We start from the raw sequence: 23990 nt of genomic DNA on the forward strand, positions 1-23990 counted from the left end.
CCCCACCTCCCAGCGGATCCCGGTTCGATTGCCGAGCAGAGTCACGCGCCCGGCTTCATCCGGCAGGCCGGTGTTCCCCCGGGCAGCCGGTGGCGGTACCGCGCCACGAGCCGGTAGCCCACTTCGGCCGCCCACGACCACGGCGGCACGGTGCCGAGCCAACCCAGGACGCGCAAAAGCGCATTCGGCTGGTGCCGAAGCAGGGCGGCCACGGCCGCGGCGCCGCCGAACCGGTGGTCGTCGACGACCAGCCAAACGCGGGACTGGGCCTCCTTCGTCGTCAGCGCATAGGACGCCAGGTCGGTCCACTGGTAGGGAGAGGAAGTCGGCATGCCGGTAATCAGACGCCTCATGGTGTTCACGGAGGTCGTGCAGAACGCGCAGTCGCCGTCGAAGATCAACAGCGGAGGGCGTACGGGGGTGGTCACGGTCATCCTCCCATCTTCCCACTGCCCGGAACGAGCAGGTTGCTGAATCCGGTGGACGGATTGCGCGCAAGAACCTGCTGTGGCGCAACTATCCTGCGCAGTTTGTTTCGCATCTGTAACGTTTCCGCAATGGATTATGCGAAGTCCGCGCCCACTCTTTAAGGTCGGTATATCCGAGATGTCTGCTCGCCCGAGGGTCACGCGGCATTTCCCTGCGCACTGGAGGAAAATTGAAAATCAGGAGAATGGGCATACCTGCCATCGCCTTGGCTGCCGCGGGAGCCCTCGTGCTCTCCGGTTGCGCCAGCGGAGACGCCCCGGCAGAGAGTGACACCGCGGCGATCATCACCACGAACGGATCCGAGCCGCAGAACCCGCTGATCCCGACGAACACCACCGAGACCGGAGGCGGCAAGATCACCACCTCGATCTTCGCCGGGCTCGTCTCGTACAACGCCAAAGGCGAGATCGAGAACGAGGTCGCCAAGTCGATCGAGTCCGACGACGCCCAGAACTGGACCGTCACGCTCAACGACGGCTGGGAGTTCACCGACGGCGAGGCCGTCACGGCTGACTCCTTCGTGGATGCCTGGAACTTCGGAGCGAAGTTCAGCAACGCCCAGAGCGCCTCGTACTTCTTTGACAACATCGCCGGCTTCAGCTACGACGCTGACGCCGAACTGACCGGGCTGAAGGTCGTCGACGAATCCACCTTCACGGTCGAGCTGGCCTCGCCCGAGGCCGACTGGCCGCTGCGCCTGGGCTACACGGCGTTCATGCCGCTGCCCTCCGCCGCGTACGACGACATGGAAGCCTTCGGCGAGAACCCGATCGGCAACGGCCCGTACATGCTGGCAAAAGAGGGCGCCTGGGAGCACGAGGTCGGAATTGACCTCGTCACCAACCCCGAGTACGACGGCGTGCGCAAGCCCGCCAACGGTGGCCTGAACATCGTCTTCTACGCCTCGATGGACGCCGCGTACGCGGATGTCCAGGGTGGCAACCTCGACGTGCTCGACGCCGTCCCGGACGCCGCGTTCGAGTCCTATGAGTCGGACTTCCCGGACCGCTTCGTGAACCAGCCGGCCGCCATCTTCCAGGGCTTCAACATGCCGTACTACCTCGAGCACTGGAGTGGTGAGGAAGGCAAGCTGCGTCGCGCCGCCATCTCGATGTCGATCGACCGCAAGGAAATCACGGACGTCATCTTCCAGGGCACCCGCACCCCCGCGACCGACTTCACTTCGCCGGTCATCGACGGTTACTCCGACTCCCTCAAGGGTGCCGAAGTCCTCGAATACAACCCGAAAGAAGCCAAGGCCAAGTGGGCCGAAGCCGACGCGATCGCGCCCTACACCGGCACGTTCGACCTCGCCTACAACTCCGACGGCGGCCATGCTGCCTGGGTCGACGCGGTGACCAACAGCATCAAGAACACGTTGGGAATCGAAGCCATCGGCAAGCCGTACCCGACGTTCGCTGCGGCGCTCGACGACCGTTCCGCCGACAAGCTGACCGGTGGCACCCGCGCCGGCTGGCAGGGTGACTACCCGTCGCTGTACAACTTCCTCGCACCGCTGTACCAGACCGGTGCCGGCTCGAACTACGAGGACTACACCAGCGAAGAGTTCGACGCGCTGCTCAAGGAAGGCGCGGCCGCGTCCTCCGTCGAGGACGCCACCGCGAAGTACCAGAAAGCACAGGAAGTCCTCCTCGTCGACCTTCCCACGATCCCGCTCTGGTACTCCAACGTCAGTGGCGTCTGGTCCGAGTCGGTCGAGAACGTCGTCTTCGGCTGGGACTCCGTGCCGATGTACACCGACATCACCAAGAGCGAGTAGCTCTCGTTCAACCAGCTCGTCAGCAGTAAATAGATAACACCTGTGGGGTTCGGGGCATACAGCCCCGGACCCCACACGTGACTAGACTCAACCAGTGATTGTGAATCTCATGTACATACGTTCCGGCTTGGGGACCTGATGATCTGGTATACCGGCAAACGCCTGCTCCAGATGATCCCGGTGTTTTTCGGTGCGACACTCCTGATCTACTTCATGGTGTTCTCTCTTCCCGGAGATCCCATCGCGGCCCTGTACGGCGATCGGCCCCCGGCTCCCGGGGTCGTCGAGCAGATCCGCGCCCAGTACAACCTGGACAAGCCGTTCATCGTGCAGTACTTCATCTACATCGGCAATTTCTTCCAGGGTGACCTGGGCACCACTTACTCCGGCCGCCCGGTCAGCGACGTGATGGCGAAGGCCTTCCCGATCACCGCCCGTCTTGCCCTGCTCGCGCTGGCCATAGAGGCCGTCTTCGGTATCCTCGTCGGCCTCGTCGCTGGGCTCCGCAAGGGCAAGCTCTTCGACACCAGCGCCCTCGTGGTCAGCCTCCTCCTGATCAGCGTCCCCACGTTCGTGATCGGTTTCGTGCTGCAGTACGTCTTCGCGGTGAAGCTCGGCTGGGCGCGCACCACGGTGAGCAGCGAAGCTCCCCTGAGTGAACTGCTGCTGCCGGCCCTTGTTCTGGCCTCCGTCTCCTTCGCCTACATTGTGCGGCTCACCCGGGCCAGTGTCTCCGACAACCTCAGCGCGGATTTCGTGCGCACCGCCACGGCGAAGGGGCTCTCCCGCCGCCGGGTGGTGGGCGTGCACGTGTTGCGCAACTCCCTGGTCCCGGTCGTAACCTTCCTCGGCGTCGACCTCGGCTCACTGATGGTCGGTGCCATCGTCACCGAGGGCATCTTCAACATCAACGGTGTCGGCGGCACCGTCTACAAGGCGATCAAGCTCGGCGAAGGACCCACCGTGGTGTCGTTCATCGCGGTGATGGTCGTGATCTTCGTGCTGGCCAACCTGCTCGTCGACCTCCTCTACGCAGCTCTGGACCCGAGGATTCGTTATGCCAAATAAGAACCCGAACGCGCAGACCCACTACGTGGCCGCGCTCGAAGAAACCCCGGTCGAAGCCGTCGACCGCCTCGATGAATCGCAGAAGGCCCGCAGCACCTGGGCGGATGCCTGGGACGCCATGCGGGTGCGGCCCACCTTCTGGATCTCTTCGGCCCTGATCCTCCTGATCGTCATCGTTGCCCTGTTCCCGAGCCTGTTCGCCCAGGTGTCGCCCACCGAGTGCGACCTCGGCGACAGCCACGACGGTCCGTCTGACGGACATCCGCTTGGCTACACCCGTCAGGGCTGCGACATCTACGCGCGAATCATCTTCGGCACGCAGGCCTCGGTCACCGTCGGCCTGCTCGCCACGATCCTGGTGACCTTCACGGGAATTATCGTCGGCGCGCTCGCCGGCTACTACGGCGGCGTGCTCGACGCGATCGTCTCCCGCATCGGCGACATCTTCTTCGCCGTCCCCACCGTGCTGGGCGCGATCGTGCTCATGTCGGTCCTGCCGGAGCGCACCCCCGTCACCATCGCACTCGTGCTGTCGCTTTTCGCCTGGCCTCAGATCGCGAGAATCATGCGCGGCGCGGTGCTCTCCGCCCGCAACTCGGACTACGTCACGGCGTCCGTCGCCCTGGGCGTCAGCAAATTCCGGATTCTGCTGCGGCACGTCGTGCCGAACTCGATCGCCCCCGTGATCGTGATCGCCACCGTCTCGCTGGGCACGTTCATCGTGGCCGAGGCCACCCTGTCGTTCCTCGGCATCGGCCTCCCGCCGGGCATCATGTCCTGGGGTAACGACATCGACGCGGCGAAGAGTTCGCTCCGCACCAACCCGCAGGTGCTGCTCTACCCCGCGGCGGCACTGTCCGTGACCGTTCTCGCGTTCCTCATGCTGGGCGACGTCGTGCGCGACGCCCTCGACCCCGAAGCGAGGGCCCGCCGATGAGCCAGACCGTCATCGAACCCATCGGCGAAAGCGTCGACGCTTCCACCGAGCCTCTGCTCCAGATCCGCGACCTCGAGGTCGGTTTTCAAACCCAGCATGGCCTCGTCCCCGCCGTGCGCGGGGTCAGTCTCACCCTGTACGCCGGTCAGACGCTGGCGATCGTGGGGGAGTCCGGCTCGGGCAAGACCACGACCGCGCAGGCCATCATCAAGCTCCTCGCCGGTACCGGCAAGATTACGGCCGGACAGATCCTGTTCGAGGGCCGCGACCTCGCCGGGCTGTCGGACAAACAGATGCAGGATGTGCGCGGTCGCCTGATCGGCTACGTGCCGCAGGACCCGATGAGCAACCTGAACCCCGTCTGGAACATCGGCTTCCAGGTCGAGGAGGCCATCAGGGCCAACAACGTGGCTCAGGGCAAGGCGGCGCGTCAGCGCACCATCCAGGTGCTGCAGGAGGCGGGCCTCAGCGACGCGGAGGACCGCCTCAAGCAGTTCCCGCACCAGTTCTCCGGCGGCATGCGCCAGCGCGTTCTGATCGGCATCGGCCTGTCCGCCCGGCCGAAGCTCCTGATCGCCGACGAGCCCACCTCTGCGCTTGACGTCACGGTGCAGCGTCAGATCCTGGACCACCTCGGCACCCTCACCCGCGACTACGGCACCTCGGTGCTGTTCATCACCCACGACCTCGGCCTCGCGGCCGAGCGGGCCGAACAGCTCGTCGTGATGTACAAGGGCAAGGTCGTCGAATCCGGGCCGTCGCTGGAGATCCTCGCCAACCCGCAGCATCCCTATACTCAGCGCCTTGTGGCCGCGGCTCCGAGCCTCGCGTCGCGTCGCATCCAGTCGGCCAAGAGCCAGGATGCGGACGACGTGGAGATCTTCTCCGGTGGATCGCTCGACACGACCCTCGTGGCCCGTGCGGCCGAGCGGGAGCAGGCGGCGGCGACGCAGGACCTGATCAAGGTGCAGAACATCTCCAAGATGTACCGCATCCGCACCAAGGGTCTGAGGTACAACGAGCTGCTGGCCGTCAACGACGTCTCCTTCGCCATCAAGAAGGGCACCACCACGGCGCTGGTCGGTGAATCCGGGTCGGGCAAGTCGACGGTGGCCAAGCTCATCCTGCAGTTGGAGAGCATCACCAGCGGGCAGATCGAATTCGACGGCCAGGATGTCGCCGGCCTCAAGGGTGCGGCGCTGCTCAAGTTCCGGCGGCGCGTTCAGCCGGTCTTCCAGGACCCGTACGGTTCCCTGGACCCGCAGTACAACGTGGGCAACACGATCGCGGAGCCCCTGCTGGCCCACAAGATCGGCAACGCCGCGGAGCGGCAGGCCCGCGTGCGCGAGTTGCTTGACCAGGTCTCCCTCCCCTGGGCCACCCGGTACCGGTACCCGAGCGAACTGTCCGGTGGGCAGCGCCAGCGCATCGCCGTGGCGCGCGCCCTGGCCCTCAAGCCGGACGTGCTCGTGCTCGACGAGGCGGTCTCCGCCCTCGACGTGCTCGTGCAGGGACAGATCCTCAACCTGCTCACCGAGCTGCAGACTGAACTGGGCCTGACCTACCTGTTCATCACGCACGACCTCGCGGTCGTGCGGCTCGTCGCCGACAACGTCTGCGTCATGCAGAAGGGCAAGATCGTCGAGACCGCGTCCACGGACGAGGTCTTCGACAGTCCCCGCGAGGCCTATACCCAGGAGCTGCTCGCGGCCATCCCCGGCGGCAACTTCCAGTTTGGCCGCTGACCGGGTTCCGGGGGGCGGGATGACCGTCCTCCGGTCACCCGCCTCGGTGGCGGTCTTCGCCGCCCTGGTTGTCCTCTGTGCCGCGCTGCTGGCCGACGCTGCCGTTCGCGGGCGCTGGGACACGGCGCTGGCCGCCGTGCCCGCCGTGGCGTTGATCGTCTGGGGCGCCTGGCTGGTCTTCGCGCGGCCCTGCCTGGAACTGAACCACCACGGGCTGTCCATCGTCAACGTGCTGAGCACGATCGAGGTGCCCTGGGGTGAGGTGGACGACATCGTGCTTCGGCATCAGGTCGTCGTGGTGACCCGGTCGGGCAATCGTCTAGTGTGCTGGGGTGCGCCGTCCTCCACCCGGTCGGCGCTGGCGACTTCGCCGTCGACTTCACGGGCGGCCGGGCAAATACGGGAGTCCAGCGGGCGCATCAGCGGATCGGCCGCGCACCGGGCCATCCGCGGCTTCTGGGACCGGCACGAGGCTCCGCAGCGCGCCGGGGAGCGATTTGTGCGCCGCTGGCATCGACGCTCGTTCCTGGTCGGCGCCGTGCTCGTCCTCGGGCCGACCAGTCAGCTGGCGTGGTCGGTGCTGGCCTGAATTATCTGGTTGCGCCTGAGTCTTGCTCAATGACAGATCGTTTTCTTGCGCATTGTGCCCGCAAAGTTTCGAAACTGTTACATTTTCCGTCTAAAAGTGCCCCAGACTGGCATCTGGGGCAGAGTCGCTTCACACAGGCATAGGCTCTCCCCTCAAGCACACGAGAACAGTTCCTTCCCCCGGTATCCCGGCGGGGGGGAACGATGGGGGAGTTTTCATGGTTTGGAATTTTTGCACGCTGCTCGTCGCCGTTCCCGGTGCCCTGGTCTGATCCGCGGCCCCCATGGTCTTCTACATTTTCCGGCGCTTCGTCAACTATTTCTTCCTGTCGATGATCGCGACCTGCCTCGCGTACATCGTGTCCAGCCTGGCGCTCGACCCGGCGGCCAAATATTACGGCCGCAACCCGCAGCCGTCGCAGCAGACCATCGACAACATCCTGAACGGTCTCGGCGTCAACCCCGATGTGCCGGTGCTGCAGCGGCTCTGGGACTGGCTCGTCACCATCGTCGTGCACGGTTCGCTGGGCACCGGGGTCAACGGCGTCTCGATCGGCGACCAGATCATCTCCCGTGCCGGGGTCAGCCTGCGGTTGCTCCTGATCGGATCGCTGATCGGGGCCATCGTCGGGGTGACGCTCGGAGTCTGGGGTGCCGTGCGCCAGTACAAACTGAGCGACCAGGTCGTCACGTACGGCTCCTACCTGATCTTCGCCACCCCCACCTTCGTCGTCGGCGTGCTGCTGATGATCGGTGCTACGGCGCTGAACGGCGCGGTGGGCATGCAGCTGATCACCTTCACCGGGGAATACTCGGCCGGACTCACCGGCTCGTGGTGGGAACTCGCACTCGACCGCGGCATCCACCTGCTCCTGCCGACCATCGCCCTGGTGCTGATCGGGGCGGCGGGCTACTCGCGCTACCAGCGCAGCGTCATGCTCGACGTGCTGTCGGCCGACTTCATCCGCACCGCCCGGGCCAAGGGGCGGTCGCGCAATTCGGCCCTGGTGCGTCACGGGGTGCGCGTGGCCCTCATCCCCATGTCCACGTTCTTCGCCTACAGCTTCGGCACCCTGGTCTCGGGCTCGATCATGCTCGAGATCGTCTTCTCCTTTCACGGGATGGGGGAGTTCGCCCTCAACGCGATCAGCCAGAACGACATCAACGCGGTCGCCGGCACGACGCTGTTCGTGGCGATCCTGATCCTGTTCTCATCGACGCTCTCCGAAGTGCTCTACGCCGCGCTCGACCCGAGAGTGAGGAACTGAGATGTCCCTGGTCGAAGAAACCAACGCGGAACTGGGCACACCGCTCGTTCCGCTGCTGCCCGGCTCACCCGCCGCTCGGGCGGCGCGGCCAGCCCGGTCGCGCTCCCGCGGCCGCCTCATCTGGCGCCGACTCACCCAAACCTCCCGCTTCTGGGTCGGGGCGATCGCGATCGCGATCATCCTCGCCTGGGCGCTGCTCGGACCCGTGTTCTACCCGTTCGACGCCGTGCAGCGCGACCCGCTGAACATGGGCCTCGGGCCTACCCAGCTGCACTGGTTCGGAACCAACGGCATCGGCCAGGACCTCTACGCCCAGACCCTGGTCGGGTTGCAGAAATCGTTGGTCATCGGGCTCATCGCCGGCCCCCTCGGCACCATGATCGCCGCCGTCGTCGGCTCCGTCGCCGGCTACCTGGGAGGAGCAATCGACCGCGTGCTCGTCTGGTGCATCAACCTGCTTCTCGTGCTGCCGTCCTTCATCCTGCTCGTGATCCTGAGTCCGCTGTTCAAGGGGCTCTCCTGGGTGTTCCTCACTGTCTTCATCGCCGGCTTCAGCTGGATGATCATGGCGCAGGTGGTGCGGTCCCAGACCAGGTCGCTGCGTGACCGAGACTTCGTCAAGGCGTCCCGGTACATGGGTGTGCCCATGCACCGGATCCTCGGCCGGCACATCATCCCGAACGTGGCGTCGCTGCTGATCATCGACGCGACCCTCGGCGTGGTGGCGGCAATCCTGGCCGAGACCAGCCTGAGCTACTTCGGCTTCGGTATCCGCGCTCCCGACGTGTCCCTCGGCACGCTGCTGGCCGAGGGAACGAGCGCCGCCGTGACCCGGCCGTGGATGTTCGTCTTCCCGGCGGGTGTGCTCATCGTGACCCTGTTCGCCGTCAGCCTCATCGGCGACGCCCTGCGCGACGCCGTCGACCCAACCTCGGGAGTCAACCGTGACTAACCTTCTGACGAACGAGATCCCGGCCGACAAGCCGCGCACGGATGCCCCACTCCTGGAGGTCACGGACCTCTCGGTCACGTTTCCCCAGCGCGGCGGCCCGTCGGTCCAGGCAGTGCGCGGCATCAGCTACCAGGTGCACAGGGGCGAATTCCTCGGCATCGTGGGGGAGTCCGGCTCGGGGAAATCCGTGTCCTCGCTGGCGTTGATGGGGCTGCTGCCCAGTTCGGCGCAGGTCACCGGCAGCATCACGTTCGGCGGCCGGTCGCTGCTGGAGATGAATGACCGCCAGCTCTCCCGCATCCGTGGCCAGGAGATCTCGATGATTTTCCAGGATCCGCTGTCGGCGTTGACCCCGGTGTACACCGTGGGGGACCAGATCGCCGAGGCCCTGCTGCTGCACGATGCCGCGCTGAGCAAGCGCGCCGCCGCGGCCCGGGCGATCGAGCTGCTCCAGATCGTCGGCATCCCGGCGCCGGAACGGCGGGTCCGGGCGTTCCCGCACGAGTTCTCCGGCGGCATGCGCCAGCGCGCGATGATCGCCATGGCCATCGCCAACGACCCGCTGCTGATCATCGCCGACGAGCCGACGACGGCCCTGGACGTCACCATCCAGGCGCAGATCCTCGATGTGCTCGAGAAGGCAAAGTCCCTGACCGGTGCCGCCGTCGTTCTCATCACCCATGATTTAGGGGTGGTGGCCGGCCATGCCGACCGTCTCGCGGTGATGTACGCGGGCAAGCTCGTGGAGAACGGCACCACCGACGAAGTCTTCGCCTCCCCGCACATGCCCTACACGATCGGCCTGCTCCGCTCGGTGCCCAATATGCAGACGGCCGGCACCCAGCGGCTGGTCCCGCTCGAGGGCCGTCCGCCCTCGCTCACGGCGCTGCCGCGCGGCTGCCCGTTCGCGGCTCGGTGCCCGATCGCCGTCGACGCCTGCCTCGACACGGAACCGGTTCTTCGCAACCACGCAGAGGCCGCGCCCGGTGCGCCCGTGGTCGGCCCGGGCGAGGCCACCCACGTCGCCGCCTGCCACCGCTCGGCCGAGATCGCGGCCGGTGCGCTGACCCGCCCCGACATTTTTCCCCGGCCGGAACCGCTGGCCGCGGAGCACCAGGAGAAGAATCGCGACGCCCAGCCGGTCCTGAGAGTCACCGGCCTGGTTCGCCATTTCCCGCTCACCAAGGGCGGGGTGTTCTCCCGGCAGATCGGCACTGTGCGGGCGGTCGACGGGGTGTCGTTCTCGGTCCAGCCCGGCCAGACCCTAGGTCTGGTCGGCGAGTCCGGTTGCGGCAAGACGACGACCATCCTCGAGATCCTGGAGATGACGAGGCCGCAGGCGGGTCAGATCCTGGTCGATGGCCAGGATGTCGCCACGCTGGGTCGCGCCGACCTGCTTCGGTTGCGGAAGGACGTACAGATCGTCTTCCAGGACCCGATGGCCGCCCTTGACCCGCGGATGCCGATCGGTGACATCATCGCCGAGCCGCTCACCGTTCACGGCGTGAAGCCCGGGGCCCGGCGCGCCCGGGTCGCCGAGCTGCTCGACCTGGTCGGGCTCGACCCTGAGATGTCCGACCGCTATCCGCACGAGTTCTCCGGCGGCCAGCGGCAGCGGGTCGGGATCGCCCGCGCCCTCGCCACGAACCCCCGGCTCGTCGTGCTCGACGAACCGGTGTCCGCGCTCGACGTGTCCATCCAGGCCGGGGTCATCAACCTGCTCGAGGACCTCAAGGAACAGCTCAACCTCTCCTACCTGTTCGTGGCGCACGATCTGGCCATCGTGCGCCAGATCGCCGACACCGTCGCCGTCATGTACCTGGGCCGGATCGTCGAGTACGGGCCGGTGGCCGAGGTCTTCGCGCACCCGCGGCATCCGTACACCCAGGCGCTGATCTCGGCGGCCCCGATCCCGGACCCCGTGATCGAGCGCAGCCGAACGCGGATGCTGCTGGAGGGTGACCTACCCAGCCCGACGGAGCAGATCGACGGCTGCAATTTTCGCAACCGCTGCCCGATCTACACCCTGCTCCCGCCGCAGAAGAAGGCGATCTGCGAGAGCATCGACCCGCTGCTCGCCCTGACCGGCACGGTGGAGACGGCCTGCCACCACGTGGAGCACAGCGCTCTCCTCACCGCGGCCGTCCAGCCCCCAACCTCCCTGACCAGAAATAGTTCCCACCAAGAAAAGGAGAATCACACATGAAACGGAAAAGTACTGTTTTTGCAGCCCTCGCCGTTCTGAGTGCGTCCGCCCTGTTGCTCACGGCGTGCGCTCCCGGAAACACCGCAGAGGACTCGCCCGAAGCGAGCGAGAGCACGGTCCTTCCCACCACTGCGTGGGAGATCGCCGCCGCTGCGGACGTGCAGGATGGCGGAACGCTCAACCTCTCCATCGGGTCTCTGCCCTCGAACTGGAACATCTACCAAGTCGACGGCAACGAGGCCGACACTGTCACCACCGTGGCACCGACCACTGGCGGCCCGATCCGGGTCGCGGCCGATGGAACCAGCACGGTCGACCCGAACTACGCCACCAGCGTCGAGGTGGTCAGCGACGATCCTCAGGTCATCGAGATCAAGCTCAACCCGGCCGCGGTCTGGGAAGACGGCACCCCGATCACGTATAAGGACTACGTGGCCACCTGGACGGCCATGAACGGCACCAACGCGGAGTATTCCCCGGCCTCCACGGCCATCTTCGACCAGATCAGCGCGATCGAATCCACCGGAACCGACTTCGATTTCACGGTCACGTTCGACTCGATCAACGCCGACTGGGCATCGATCTTCACGAGCGTGCTGCCGGCCAGCGTCACGTCCACTCCTGAGGCCTTTAACACCGGCTACGTCACCACGCCGGTGCCTTCCTCCGGTCCATTCGTCATCTCCAACATCGACGCCACCGGCCAGGTCGTCACGCTGACCCGCAACCCGCTATGGTGGGGCGAGGCAGCCAAGCTCGAGACCATCATCGTCAAGGTCATCAGCGGCGCATCGGCGGCCACGTCGTTCGGCAACTCCGAAACCGACGTGCTCTACATCTCGTCGAACGCCGACGCCTACCAGACGGCGGAGAAGCGCGCGGATGCCGAGATCCAGGCATCCGGTGGCCTCACCTGGACCCACGTCACCATGAACGGCGCGAAGGGCCCGCTCGCGGACGTCGAACTGCGGCGCGCCATCGGCCACGCCGTCAACCGCGGTCTCATCTCCGAGTCGGCCAACACGCCGGTGGGCGTCGACGCCACCACCCAGGGCAGCTTCATCTTCATGCCGGGTCAAAAGGGATATGAAGACAACGTGGGCGACGCAATCGGCTACGACGTGGCCGCGGCCGAGAAACTCCTCGACGACGCCGGCTACAGCGCCGGGGACGACGGAATGCGCGAGAAGGACGGCACGGCTCTCGAGCTGTCCATCACCGTGCCGGCGGACACCCCCACGAACAAGCAGCGTGCCGTGCAGGTGCAGGCTGACCTCAAGGAGGTCGGCATCGCCGTCGAGCTGAACGAGGTTCCCGCCGCGAAGTACTTCTCGGACTACATCATCCCGGGCGATTTCGAGATGACCAGCTTCTCCTGGGTCGGCACTCCGTGGCCGATCTCCTCGAGCGAGGCGCTGTTCTCCCCGGTGGACTCCGAGTCGAACTTCACCGGAATCACTGACGAGAAGCTCTCCGCTCTCTTCGACGAGGCCAACACGGAGCTCGACGCCGACAAGCGCATCGTCATCGCCAACGAGATCGACACGGTCCTCGCCGCGTATGTGCCGATCATCCCGATCGCGCCGCTGCCGAACGTGTACGCCGTGAAGTCCGGCCTCGTCAACTACGGGGCCACCCAGTTCGAAACGGTCGACTGGTCCATCGTCGGCTGGAAGAAGTAGGCGGGCACACCCGCAACACAGCACGGAGGACGGGACGGGGACTTCAGCCCCGCCCCGTTTTTCGTGCCGCGAGTCGGGATCCGAGGGACTCTCAGCCCCCGGACGGGGAGAGTGCGGTAGGATTGTCCGTTGGGTCGGACTTTGACCACACACATCCATTCTTCGTCGCATGCGGTACTTTGCGGCATCCATTCTTCGTAAGGATTTACTTCATGGCGATTGCCACGCGCAATAACCTCCGAAATGTCGCGATCGTAGCCCACGTTGACCACGGCAAGACCACGCTGGTCGACGCGATGCTCCAGCAGACCAACTCGTTCGCCGAGCACTCACACACCGAAGAGCGCGCCATGGACTCGAACGAGCTCGAGCGCGAAAAAGGCATCACCATCCTCGCCAAGAACACGGCGATCTCCTACAAGGGCATCCACGCCAAGGATGGCCCCATCACCATCAACGTGATCGACACCCCCGGCCACGCCGACTTCGGTGGCGAGGTCGAGCGCGGCCTGTCCATGGTCGACGGTGTCGTGCTTCTCGTCGACGCCAGCGAGGGCCCGCTGCCGCAGACCCGCTTCGTTCTGCGCAAGGCGCTCGAAGCGCACCTGCCCGTTATCCTCCTGGTCAACAAGACCGACCGTCCCGATGCTCGCATCGACGAGGTCGTCGAGGAAAGCCAGGACCTGCTCCTCGGCCTCGCCAGCGACATGGCCGACGATGTGCCCGACCTCGACCTCGACCTGGTTCTGAATGTGCCCGTCGTCTACGCGTCCGGCCGTAACGGGTCCGCCAGCCTCAACCGTCCCGAGAACGGCCAGCTGCCCGACAACGAAGACCTCGAGCCGCTCTTCGCAGCGATCCTCGAGCACATTCCGGCACCGGTCTACGACGATCAGCACCCGCTGCAGGCCTGGGTCACCAACCTCGACTCCTCGCCGTTCCTCGGCCGTCTCGCACTGTTGCGCATCTTCCAGGGCACCATCAAGAAGGGCCAGACGGTCGCCTGGATCAAGCACGACGGCACCATCGCAAACGTGCGTGTCACCGAGCTCATGATCACCAAGGCGCTCGACCGCTACCCAACCGAGAGCGCCGGCCCCGGCGACATCGTCGCCGTCGCCGGATTCGCCGACATCACCATCGGTGAGACCCTGGCCGACCCAGAGGACCCGCGCCCGCTGCCGACCATCACGGTCGACGACCCGGCCATCTCGATGACGATCGGCACCAACACCTCGCCGCTCATCGGCAAGGTCAAGGGCCACAAGCTCACCGCCCGCATGGTCAAGGACCGTCTCGACAAGGAGCTCGTCGGCAACGTCTCGCTCCGCGTTATCGACATCGGACGCCCGGATGCCTGGGAAGTCCAGGGCCGAGGTGAACTCGCCCTCGCCATCCTGGTGGAGCAGATGCGACGCGAGGGCTTCGAGCTCACCGTCGGCAAGCCGCAGGTTGTCGTCAAGCGCGTCGACGGCAAGATCCACGAGCCGTACGAGCACCTCACCATCGACTCGCCGGAAGAGTACCTCGGCGCGATCACCCAGCTGCTCGCCGCCCGCAAGGGACGCATGGAGAACATGGCGAACCACGGCACCGGCTGGGTCCGGATGGAATTCATCGTTCCGTCGCGTGGCCTGATCGGATTCCGCACCGAGTTCCTCACGGACACCCGCGGCACCGGTATCGCCAACGCCATCTTCCACGGCTACGAGGCCTGGGCCGGCACGATCACCACTCGTACCAACGGCTCGATCGTCGCCGACCGGTCCGGCGTGGTCACGCCGTTCGCGATCATCGCTCTGCAGGAGCGCATGTCGTTCTTTGTCAACCCGACCGAAGAGGTCTATGAGGGCATGGTCATCGGCGAGAACTCGCGCGCCGACGACATGGACGTGAACATCACCAAGGAGAAGAAACTGACCAATATGCGTCAGTCCACCTCCGACACGTTCGAGTCGATGACCCCGTCCAAGCAGCTCACACTCGAGCAGTGCCTCGAGTTCGCCCGTGAAGACGAATGCGTCGAGGTCACCCCGGCCGTCGTGCGCATCCGCAAGGTCGAGTTGGCCGCCTCGGCACGTCAGCGCAACGTCTCGCGGCTGAAGAAGCAGGACGCGAACTAACCGTCGCCACCGTGCGGCTGAGCAGCCGCGACGAGCGAAACCGTAGGGGTGTGGTTATGGTTTTCCATAGCGCTGCCCCTGCGGTTTCGTGCTTTCACGCACGTGCACGATTGAACCGACGAATGGGATCCCTGATGAAGTTGCACCGTGTACGTGTGCTAGCCGTGACCCTGGCCGTTGCGGGCGTGGCCCTGCTGTCAGGATGCTCCGGCGAGGCCGTCGGCTCCGCGATCGACGGCGCGGTGAACGGGGCAACCGAAGGTGATGTCAGCCTGGGCGGGCAGCTGCCCGAGGGCTGGCCGAAGGAGATCCCCGTGATCGACGGGGATCTCGGTTTCGGGGCATCGAACACCGCGGACGCCGACCGGGGCTGGGTCGTCACCGTCACCACCAGCGCCGCGGACCCGCTGGCCGACGCCACGGCCATGCTCGAGGCTGTCGGCTTCAGCGCCGACAACGCCGCCATCGCGAACGTCGGCGGTGCCGGCGTCGCGGCCCTGACGAACGAGACTTGGTCGGTGGTCGTCGCCGGCACCCCCGAGGGTGTGCTCTACACGGTGTCCCCGGCCGCCTAGCTGAGAACCAATTCGACGGAGGTTCTGTCGGAGAACGACTGCTGTGTTGGGCCTGGGGGCGGTCCAAGCACAATCTCATTCGTTCGGGCCGGAGTCGCTGCACCGCGTCAGGCCGACCGAAACGCAGGCTCACTCAGCAGCGGGGGATCAGGCGAAGAGGCCCGATGCGACGTGGCGGATGAAGTTCCGGGGCGGTGAACTCCGTGCCACCCGACAACGGGGCACCCTCACCCCTGTTGCGGCCGAACACGGCCTCCTGCTCGCGCAGGATGGTGCGGTCCCAGGCCTCGGTCGTGACTCCAGCTTCGGTTCTGCGATCGTGTCCAGCTATCATTCATGCGTGGGTGTCCGCCCGTCCCAACTCCGTGGAGCTCAGCAATGGTCATGTCCGGCAGCGCAGAACGAGTCGTGTTCGTGCACGACCGGCCCGGTCAGGAATCCCTTCTGACCGGTGGAACCATCGCCCGGCTGCGGTCAGACGATGCCGAGGTCGTCGTTCTGTTCGGCTCCACTGACTTCCACTCCGCGGACGACTCCGACGTGCGTGCAGCCATGGCGGCGCTCGACGTAAGCGACTGGCGGATGCTGCCCGCGGCATCCGGGGCGCAGTCACTGGCCGAGGCCGTCGCCGACGTGCTCGCGGACGTGCACGCCACCGCGGTCGTGGTCGGCGCCGACGATGACACCCTCCGCCGGGCGGCCGCCGGGGCCGCCGACAGCCTGAATGTGCCGGTCTTCGAGCATCGCCAGGTGACGGATGCCGTCGGCCAGCGGCTGGTCGCGATCGATGTGAGCGGCCAGGTCGACCAGAAGCTGCGCGCCCTCGCCGCGTATCCGCGCCGCTGGAGCGTCACCGACCACACCGTCGTGCCGGCCGAGTCGGTGGCCGCGGCCGACCCGATCGACCCGGCGGACCGCCCGGTCACGATCGGTGGCACCGAGACCTTCCTGCGGCTGCCCCCGGCGCACGCTCCCGACCCGGGCGCGACCCCCGGGCTGCTCAGCCGCGGCCTGGCCGCGGTCGTCGCCCTCCTGACCGGGGCCGCCTTCGGCGTGCTCGGCACGATCGCGCACCAGGCCACCCTCCCGATCGGGCCCGTGACGATCCCGATCGGGCTGATCCTGGCCCTGGCCGGAATCATGACGCTCCTGGCAGGTCTCCGACTGATGCTGGGGAACCGCCTGGTCGTCTTTTCCTGCGCGATCGGCCTCCTCGGCACGATCTTCATCCTGTCTCTGCGCAGCGCCGGCGGCTCGGTCCTGGTCCCCGAGGGGATTCCGGGTTTGCTCTGGACCGTCGTACCGACCCTGGTGGCAACGATCGTGCTGGCCTGGCCACGAATCCCTGCCCGTCCGGGTCTGGCATAGACTAGATATTCGCTCGTGAAGGGAGCCCTCCAACGTGACATACGTCATTGCTCTGCCGTGCGTCGACGTGAAGGACCGTGCCTGCGTCGACGAATGCCCGGTCGACTGCATCTACGAGGGTGACCGCTCGCTCTACATCCACCCCGACGAGTGCGTCGACTGCGGTGCCTGCGAACCGGTCTGCCCGGTCGAGGCCATCTACTACGAGGACGATGTTCCCGAGCAGTGGGCCGAGTATTACACAGCCAACGTCGAGTTCTTCGTCGACATCGGCTCGCCCGGCGGGGCCGCCAAGGTCGGCGTGATCCATACGGACCACCCCATCATTGCCGTGCTGCCTCCCCAGGTCTGATTCAGCCGTGCTGAAGCCGCTCCCCGACTACCCGTGGGACCAGATGGTCCCCTTCGCCGCCCGGGCCCGGGACCATGCGGGCGGCATCGTCGATCTGTCGATCGGTTCACCGGTGGACCCGACGCCCGAGGTCATCCGCCGAGCGCTGGCCCGGGCCACCGACGCCCACTCGTACCCGCAGACCGCCGGCACGCCGGAGCTGCAGCGGGCGATCATCGACTGGTACGAGCGCCGGCGCGGGGTCACCGGTCTCACCGAGAAGGACGTGCTGCCGACCATCGGGTCGAAGGAGATGGTGGCCCTGCTGCCCTTCATGCTCGGGTTCGGTGCGGGCGACACCATCGTGCATCCGCGTGCCGCATACCCGACGTACAGTATCGGTGCGGCCATGGCCGGAGCGGACGCCCTCGCCGCCGACGACCCCGCCGACTGGCCCGAGACGACGAAGCTGGTATGGCTGAACAGCCCGGGCAACCCGGATGGCCGGGTTCTCTCGGTCGATGCGCTGCGCACGGCCGTCGCGCGCGCCCGGGAACTCGGCGCGGTGATCGTCTCCGACGAGTGCTACGCCGAGCTCGGCTGGACCGACGGCTGGGACGCCCGGCCGACCCCGAGCATCCTGGACCCCCGCGTCATCGGGCAGGACCGGCACAATGTGCTTGCGCTCTACTCCCTGAGCAAGCAGTCGAACATGGCCGGCTACCGCGGCGCGTTCGCGGCCGGCTGCGCGGACCTGCTCGCCCGGGTGCTGACCGTGCGCAAGCACGCCGGCCTCATGCTTCCCGCGCCGCTGCAAGCCGCCATGGTGGCCGCGCTCGGCGACGACGAGCACGTCATCGTGCAGCGTCGGCGCTATCAGGCGCGCCGCGAGGTGCTGTTGCCCGCACTGGTGGCGGCGGGCTTCCAGATCACCCGCAGTGAGGCCGGGCTTTACCTCTGGGCGACCGAGGGGCGCCCCGCCTGGGAATCGATCGGGCGGCTCGCCGAGCGGGGTATCCTCGCCGGACCCGGTCCGTTCTACGGCGACGGCTACCCGAGACACGTGCGCTTCTCCCTCACCGCCACGGACGAACGCATCGCGGCGGCTGCGACTCGGTTGCGCGCTGGCTGATGCCCCATTTTCTGGAGTTGTCAACTCTCTCCAATGAAGAGTGGACATTCTTGGCGGATGCAACAGTAGGCGGTTGCGGCCATTAGGCTGTATCAGCGTTGACGTCTCCAGACACATCGGTGTGCTGCGGCCCATCGCCACAGACGGTCAGCCACCAGACGGTTAGGTAGTGATATTCAGTGACACTCAGTCAGACCCAGGGAGCCGCCGTGAGCGACATCGCCGAGCGAACGCCATCCATCGAACCCAAGCAGGCGACACTGTCGTTCCCCGGCGGATCCGCCGAGTTCCCGATCGTGCGCGGCACGGCAGGCGCCTCCGGCATCGACATCTCGACGCTGACCCGCAAATCGGGTCTGATCACCCTCGACTCCGGGTTTGTGAACACCGCCGCCACGCGGTCGGCGATCACGTTCATCGACGGCGAGAAGGGCATCCTGCGCTACCGGGGCTATCCGATCGAGCAGATCGCCCAGAACTCCAACTTCCTCGAGACCGCCTGGCTGCTGATTTACGGTTCCCTTCCTGGCGCGAGCGAACTCGAAGCCTTCGACACGCGCATCCGTCGGCACACCCTGCTGCACGAAGACCTGCGCCGCCTCTTCGACGTGCTGCCGTACAACGCTCACCCGATGGCCGTGCTCTCCGCTGGCACCTCGGCGCTGGCCGCGTACTACCAGGATGCGCTCGAGCCCAACGACCCGGAGCAGGTCGAGCTGGCCACCGTGCACCTGCTCGCCAAGCTGCCCGTGATGGCAGCGTACGCCTACAAGAAGAGCATCGGCCAGGCATTCCTGTATCCCGACAACTCGCTCGGCTACGTGGACAACTTCCTGCGGCTGATCTTCGGCACGCTCGCCGAGCCCTACGAGGTGAACCCGGTCGTCAGTAAGGCCCTCGAGCGCCTGCTGATGCTGCACGAAGACCACGAGCAGAACGCGTCGACCTCGACCGTTCGCCTGGTCGGCTCCACTGAGGCGAACCTGTTCGCGTCGGTCTCCGCGGGCATCAACGCGCTCTCCGGGCCTCTGCACGGCGGCGCCAACGAGGCCGTGCTCAAGATGCTCGGCGAGATCAAGGCATCCGGCGAAGGCGTCGAGAAGTTCGTTGAACGGGTCAAGAACAAGGAACAGGGCGTTCGTCTGATGGGCTTCGGCCACCGGGTGTACAAGAACTACGACCCGCGGGCAACCCTGGTCAAGGAGAGCGCCGACGAGGTGCTCGCCGCACTGGGCGTCAAGGACGACCTGCTGGACATCGCCAAGGAACTCGAGCACATCGCGCTCAACGACGACTACTTCCGGGAGCGCAAGCTCTACCCGAACGTGGACTTCTACACCGGCGTCATTTACAAGGCGATGGGCTTCCCGACCAGCATGTTCACGGTGCTCTTCGCGATCGGCCGGCTGCCCGGCTGGGTGGCGCACTGGCGCGAGATGAACGAGGACCCCACGACCAAGATCGGTCGCCCACAACAGCTCTACATCGGGTCGCCGGCCCGCGATTTCCCGCGCCGCTAGCCCGAGTGCGGCCTGGTGCGGCGCCGCTGCGCTGGGTGTCGTGCCGCTTGCCCCAGGAGTCACCGTCGAACCAATTCGACGGAGATTCTGCCGAAAAAGCCGCTTTCGGGGCCGTTTAAGGTGTTTACGGCGAAAATCTCCGTCGAATTCGTCAGGGGGCAAGGGGCAAGCGGAGCGGTGTGTGCAGGGGCATCCGTCGCGACCTAAAACCGGACAATTTCGCGGCTCACCGTGTTTTCAGGCGGGTTGGGCGGCGTATCGCGAAAATCTCCGGGGTTACGGTGCGGTCGGTGCGCGGCGACGGATGCCGTGGAGCGCGGCGACGGATGCGGGGGTACCCGGATCAGGCGTGCAGCTGGGCGTTCAGCACGATGCCGGTGCCGCTGCGCGCCAGCACTTCGACCGCGCCCGAGACCGAGTTGCGGCGGAAAAGCAGGTTCGAGACCCCGGAGAGTTCGACGGCCTTCACCGACGGCGTCGTGCCGTCGGCACTGCGCGGCTGGCCCGGCAGCAGCACCTTGGTGCCGGCGGTCACATAGAGCCCCGCCTCGACGACGCTGTCGGCGCCGATCGAGATGCCCACCCCGGAATTGGCGCCGAGCAGGGCCCGTTCGCCGATGGACACCCGTTCGGTACCGCCGCCGGAGAGAGTGCCCATGATGGAGGCACCGCCGCCGATGTCGGCGCCGTCACCCACGACGACACCCTGAGAGATCCTGCCCTCGACCATCGAGGTACCGAGGGTGCCGGCGTTGAAGTTGACGAAACCCTCGTGCATCACCGTGGTACCGGGGGAGAGGTACGCCCCGAGACGCACCCGTGACGCGTCCGCGATCCGCACCCGGTCGGGCGTGACGTAGTTCAGTAGCGGCGGGAACTTGTCGATTCCGGTCGTCTGGATGCCGTGGCGCTGCAGGGCCGGCCGCAGTCGGGTGAAGTCGGCGGGCAGCATCGGGCCAACATTCGTCCAGACCACGGCGGGCAGGTGGCCGAAGATGCCGTCGAGGTTGAGGGTGTTCGGGCGCACGAGCAGGTGCGACAGCAGGTGCAGGCGCAGGTAGGCATCCGACGTTCCGGCAGGCGCAGCGGTGAGGTCGATCTCGATCGTCACGGCCTCGATCCGCACCATTCGCCGCGGGTCCACTCCGGCGAATTCCTCGAGTTCAGACGGCACGATCCAGCGGTCGCGGCCGGCCGGAAGGGTTCCGAGCCGAGGTTCGGGGAACCAGGTGTCCAGCACCGTGCCGTCGCCGGCGACGGTGGCGAGGCCGTAGCCCCACGCGTTCGAGGGGGAAACGGATGTCGGGGGCACGGCGGAGGTCATGGCTCTAGGTTAGTAGAGTGCCCCAAAACACCGTGAACCTGGACCTGTCCGCGACCTCGATCGAGCTCACCCGGGCGCTCTGCGACCTCGAGTCGGTGTCCGGTAACGAGGCCGCCATCGCAGACGCGGTGGAACGCGCGCTGGCCGGGTCCCCGCACCTCGACGTCACCCGCGACGGCGACACCGTCGTCGCCCGCACCAACCTGGGGCGGGCCCAGCGCGTGATCATTGCCGGCCATCTCGACACGGTCCCGCTGAACGACAATCTGCCGACCCGGTTCGAGACCATCGATGGCGTCGACTATCTCTGGGGCCGCGGCACCGTCGACATGAAGGCCGGCGTGGCCGTGCAGCTGAAGCTGGCCGCCGAACTGACCGCGCCCAGCGTCGACATAACGTGGATGTGGTACGACCACGAGGAGGTTTCCGACGACCTCAACGGCCTCGGCCGCCTCGCCCTCAACCGGCCCGACCTCTTCGCGGGGGACTTCGCCATCCTCGGCGAGCCCACAAACAGCCAGATCGAGGGTGGCTGCAACGGCAACGTGCGCGTGGAGATCCGCACCTTCGGGCTGCGCGCCCACTCCGCCCGCAGCTGGGTCGGCGACAACGCCATCCACAAGATCGGGCCCGTCATTAACATCCTGGCGGCCTACGAGCCGCGGCAGGTCGAGGTCGAGGGCCTCGTCTACCGCGAGGGCCTCAACGCCGTCGGCATCGGCGGCGGCATCGCCGGCAACGTCATCCCCGACGAGTGCATGGTGCACATCAATTATCGGTTCGCTCCCAGCCGCACCTCGGCGGAGGCCGTCGTGCACCTGGAGGATCTCTTCGCGGGCTATGAGATCACTGTCGTCGACCGGGCCGAGGGTGCCCGGCCGGGCCTGGACGCCCCGTTGGCCTTGCAGTTCCTGACCGCGGTCGGCGGCGAGGCCAAGCCCAAGTACGGCTGGACGGATGTCGCCCGCTTCTCCGCCCTGGGCATTCCCGCCGTCAACTACGGCCCCGGCGACCCGCTGAAGGCTCACGCCGACGACGAACGCGTCGCCCTGGCGCAGATCACGGACTGCGAGGACGGCCTTCGCGCGTGGCTGACTACAAGCGTCGGATAGCCGTGGCGTCGTCCGGCTGGAAGGCCGGCTACCGGCTCACGCCGTGGTGGGCGCGGGTCGCCCTGATCTGGGCCGCGTCCCGGCTCGTCACGACCACCCTGGTGCTACTGCTTGCGAATGCCCAGGGCGCCAACCCGTGGACGGGAGCGTCACCCGGCTACGCGGAGTTCGCGAACATGTGGGACGCCCGGTGGTACAACATCGTCGCCGTCGGGGGCTACCCGTCGACACTGCCGCTCACCGCCGGCGGGGACATCGCGGAGAACGCCTGGGCCTTCATGCCCGGTTACCCGGTGGTCGTGCGCCTGCTGATGCTGCTCAGCGGACAGCCGTGGGCACCCGTGGCCGTATTCGTGTCCCTGGCCGCCAGCCTCGGCGCCGCCCTGCTGTTCTACCGGCTGATGCGCAGAATACAGGACTCCGGGACGGCGTTGTTCGCGGTGGTGCTGTTCTGTGTGGCCCCGCTGTCGCCCGTGCTGCAGTTCGGTTATGCCGAGTCGCTGTACCTCTTCCTGCTCACGTTGGCACTTCTCCTGCTGCTCGAGCGGCGGTATGCGCTGCTGTTCCCGGTGATCGCCGTGATGGCGCTGACCCGGCCCAGCGGCCTGGCCTTCGCGCTCGCCCTGGGGCTGCACGTTGTGCACCGCTGGCTTGCCCGGACACACGACCCGTTTTCGGTGCGCGAACGGTTGCTGGCGTCATCCGTTGCCGTGTTCAGCGGCATCTCCGGCCTGGTTTGGCCGGCCATCGCCTGGATCGCCACGGGGTCGATCACGGCCTACACCGACACCGAGCTGGCCTGGCGGTCGGCCTACATCGGTTATCAGGAGCTCGTTCCGTTCACCGCCTGGTTCCAGGGCGGTGTCTGGTGGCTCGGGATGCCGCTGGGCCTCGTCGTTGTCTCGGGGCTCATCCTGGCGTTCGGCCTGACCCTGTTGCTGCCGGCGGTGCGCCGACTGGGCGCGGACCTGCGGTTCTGGCTGGCCAGCTACGGCCTCTACCTGCTGGCGGTGTTTTTCCCGCAGTCGAGCACCTTCCGCCTGCTGATGCCGATGTTTCCGTTGTTGGGTGCCGTGGCTCAGCCGCGGAGCGCGGTTTACCGGGTGGGCATCGTGCTGCTGTTCATCGCCGGCCAGTGGGTCTGGCTCCTGCTGTGCTGGGGGGTCGACGGAGCGGACTGGACACCTCCCTAATTACAGTCTCAGCCCGTAATGGCAGATAATAGAAGTTCAGACGAATGAATGGAAGGGGAGTTCATGGCGGCCATGAAGCCAAGGACCGGAGACGGGCCAATGGAGGCTGTAAAAGAGGGGCGCCTCATCATCGTGCGTGTTCCGCTCGAAGGTGGAGGCCGACTTGTCGTCTCTGTGAACGACGCTGAAGCCAAAGAGCTTCACGACGCCCTCGCCGGTGTAGTCCAGCCGACCGTATAGTTCCAGGATCGGCCGCGCAGCTCAGGCTGTGCGGCCGATCTTTTTTCGGACTCAAGCGGATGAGTTTCCCGTGGACAGCCGTCGCACCTCCGCCCCCCTGTCACCGAATTGATTAGAACAGGCAGACGAAACTCAACTGATATTCTTCCACAGCCATTGACTCCAACTTAGAACGTGTCTACGATATAAAGCATGGCTGGGGCCCCCACTCCGTACCACCCCACCGCCTTACCGCAGGCGGTGCTCTCGCTCGTGCAGCAGCTGCAGCAGGTGCGTGACCTGGCCGCGGCCGTGCTGGATTCGGTGTCTTTTTCGCTCTTGGGTGAGGCGGACGCGATGATGGTGCTGGGCATGGTC

At 66.4% G+C, this 23990-nt stretch carries 20 protein-coding genes and 1 pseudogene; 18 read left to right on the plus strand and 3 right to left on the minus strand.

Features of this window, described 5'->3' with window-relative positions:
- Positions 1–41 precede the first annotated feature (41 nt).
- Positions 42–428 (minus strand): DUF393 domain-containing protein, encoded by a 387-nt coding sequence (locus E3O18_RS13880; protein WP_241976950.1) that lies wholly within the window; start codon positions 426–428, stop codon positions 42–44.
- A gap of 245 nt (positions 429–673) precedes the next feature.
- On the opposite strand from E3O18_RS13880, the gene E3O18_RS13885 reads away from it, so the two are divergent.
- From E3O18_RS13885 to E3O18_RS13935, 11 genes are all read left to right on the plus strand, one after another.
- A complete protein-coding gene (locus E3O18_RS13885; protein WP_241973329.1) occupies positions 674–2269 on the plus strand; it encodes an ABC transporter substrate-binding protein in 1596 nt (531 codons plus the stop codon).
- A gap of 138 nt (positions 2270–2407) precedes the next feature.
- Positions 2408–3337, plus strand: coding sequence for an ABC transporter permease (locus tag E3O18_RS13890; RefSeq protein WP_134393975.1), 930 nt, complete (start codon positions 2408–2410; stop codon positions 3335–3337).
- On the plus strand, positions 3327–4274 hold the full coding sequence (locus E3O18_RS13895) for an ABC transporter permease (RefSeq protein WP_134393974.1): 948 nt from the start codon (positions 3327–3329) through the stop codon (positions 4272–4274). The genes E3O18_RS13890 and E3O18_RS13895 overlap by 11 nt, the downstream gene beginning before the upstream one ends.
- Entirely contained in the window at positions 4271–6019 is a 1749-nt protein-coding gene (locus E3O18_RS13900; RefSeq protein WP_134393973.1) for an ABC transporter ATP-binding protein, read from the plus strand. Before E3O18_RS13895 ends, E3O18_RS13900 begins: the two co-directional genes overlap by 4 nt.
- Before the next feature lie 19 nt (positions 6020–6038).
- Positions 6039–6608, plus strand: a complete 570-nt coding sequence (locus E3O18_RS13905) for a hypothetical protein (RefSeq protein ID WP_134393972.1) — start codon at positions 6039–6041, stop codon at positions 6606–6608.
- A gap of 283 nt (positions 6609–6891) precedes the next feature.
- Positions 6892–7875 (plus strand): ABC transporter permease, encoded by a 984-nt coding sequence (locus E3O18_RS13910; protein WP_134397780.1) that lies wholly within the window; start codon positions 6892–6894, stop codon positions 7873–7875.
- 1 nt (position 7876) lies between these two features.
- Positions 7877–8827: an ABC transporter permease gene (locus E3O18_RS13915; protein ID WP_134393970.1), complete on the plus strand. Its 951-nt coding sequence runs from the start codon at positions 7877–7879 to the stop codon at positions 8825–8827.
- A complete protein-coding gene (locus E3O18_RS13920) occupies positions 8820–11033 on the plus strand; it encodes an ABC transporter ATP-binding protein (protein WP_134393969.1) in 2214 nt (737 codons plus the stop codon). The genes E3O18_RS13915 and E3O18_RS13920 overlap by 8 nt, the downstream gene beginning before the upstream one ends.
- Complete coding sequence (locus E3O18_RS13925; RefSeq protein ID WP_134418357.1) at positions 11030–12715, plus strand: ABC transporter family substrate-binding protein; 1686 nt, start codon at positions 11030–11032, stop codon at positions 12713–12715. Before E3O18_RS13920 ends, E3O18_RS13925 begins: the two co-directional genes overlap by 4 nt.
- Before the next feature lie 212 nt (positions 12716–12927).
- The gene (gene typA, locus E3O18_RS13930) at positions 12928–14838 is read left to right on the plus strand and encodes a translational GTPase TypA (RefSeq protein ID WP_134342334.1); all 1911 of its coding nucleotides are present in this window, start codon (positions 12928–12930) and stop codon (positions 14836–14838) included.
- Positions 14839–14972: 134 nt separating this feature from the next.
- Complete coding sequence (locus E3O18_RS13935) at positions 14973–15413, plus strand: hypothetical protein (RefSeq protein ID WP_134393967.1); 441 nt, start codon at positions 14973–14975, stop codon at positions 15411–15413.
- Positions 15414–15597: 184 nt separating this feature from the next.
- On the opposite strand, the pseudogene E3O18_RS16645 reads toward E3O18_RS13935, so the two are convergent.
- Positions 15598–15711 (minus strand): annotated as a pseudogene (locus E3O18_RS16645) (hypothetical protein); the annotation flags it as partial.
- Positions 15712–15797: 86 nt separating this feature from the next.
- Between E3O18_RS16645 and E3O18_RS13945 the strand changes: the two are divergent.
- From E3O18_RS13945 to E3O18_RS13960, 4 genes are all read left to right on the plus strand, one after another.
- Positions 15798–16781, plus strand: a complete 984-nt coding sequence (locus E3O18_RS13945; RefSeq protein ID WP_134393965.1) for a hypothetical protein — start codon at positions 15798–15800, stop codon at positions 16779–16781.
- A gap of 34 nt (positions 16782–16815) precedes the next feature.
- Entirely contained in the window at positions 16816–17133 is a 318-nt protein-coding gene (gene fdxA / locus E3O18_RS13950) for a ferredoxin (protein WP_134393964.1), read from the plus strand.
- A gap of 7 nt (positions 17134–17140) precedes the next feature.
- Entirely contained in the window at positions 17141–18244 is a 1104-nt protein-coding gene (dapC, locus tag E3O18_RS13955; RefSeq protein WP_277870896.1) for a succinyldiaminopimelate transaminase, read from the plus strand.
- A gap of 218 nt (positions 18245–18462) precedes the next feature.
- On the plus strand, positions 18463–19764 hold the full coding sequence (locus tag E3O18_RS13960; RefSeq protein WP_134393982.1) for a citrate synthase: 1302 nt from the start codon (positions 18463–18465) through the stop codon (positions 19762–19764).
- A 343-nt stretch (positions 19765–20107) separates the two neighbouring features.
- On the opposite strand, the gene dapD is transcribed toward E3O18_RS13960, so the two are convergent.
- Positions 20108–21088, minus strand: coding sequence for a 2,3,4,5-tetrahydropyridine-2,6-dicarboxylate N-succinyltransferase (gene dapD / locus E3O18_RS13965; protein ID WP_134393963.1), 981 nt, complete (start codon positions 21086–21088; stop codon positions 20108–20110).
- Between the two features lie 17 nt (positions 21089–21105).
- Between dapD and dapE the strand changes: the two genes are divergently transcribed.
- The 3 genes from dapE (at position 21106) to E3O18_RS13980 (ending at position 23633) form a co-directional block, all read left to right on the plus strand.
- Positions 21106–22200, plus strand: a complete 1095-nt coding sequence (dapE, locus tag E3O18_RS13970; protein ID WP_134393962.1) for a succinyl-diaminopimelate desuccinylase — start codon at positions 21106–21108, stop codon at positions 22198–22200.
- Positions 22176–23393, plus strand: coding sequence for a hypothetical protein (locus E3O18_RS13975; RefSeq protein WP_241976476.1), 1218 nt, complete (start codon positions 22176–22178; stop codon positions 23391–23393). The genes dapE and E3O18_RS13975 overlap by 25 nt, the downstream gene beginning before the upstream one ends.
- A gap of 63 nt (positions 23394–23456) precedes the next feature.
- Positions 23457–23633: a DUF3117 domain-containing protein gene (locus E3O18_RS13980; protein ID WP_104099180.1), complete on the plus strand. Its 177-nt coding sequence runs from the start codon at positions 23457–23459 to the stop codon at positions 23631–23633.
- The last annotated feature ends 357 nt before the right edge of the window (positions 23634–23990 follow it).

The organism is Cryobacterium sp. TMT2-42-4, from assembly GCF_004402645.1.
Taxonomy (GTDB): Bacteria; Actinomycetota; Actinomycetes; order Actinomycetales; family Microbacteriaceae; genus Cryobacterium; species Cryobacterium sandaracinum.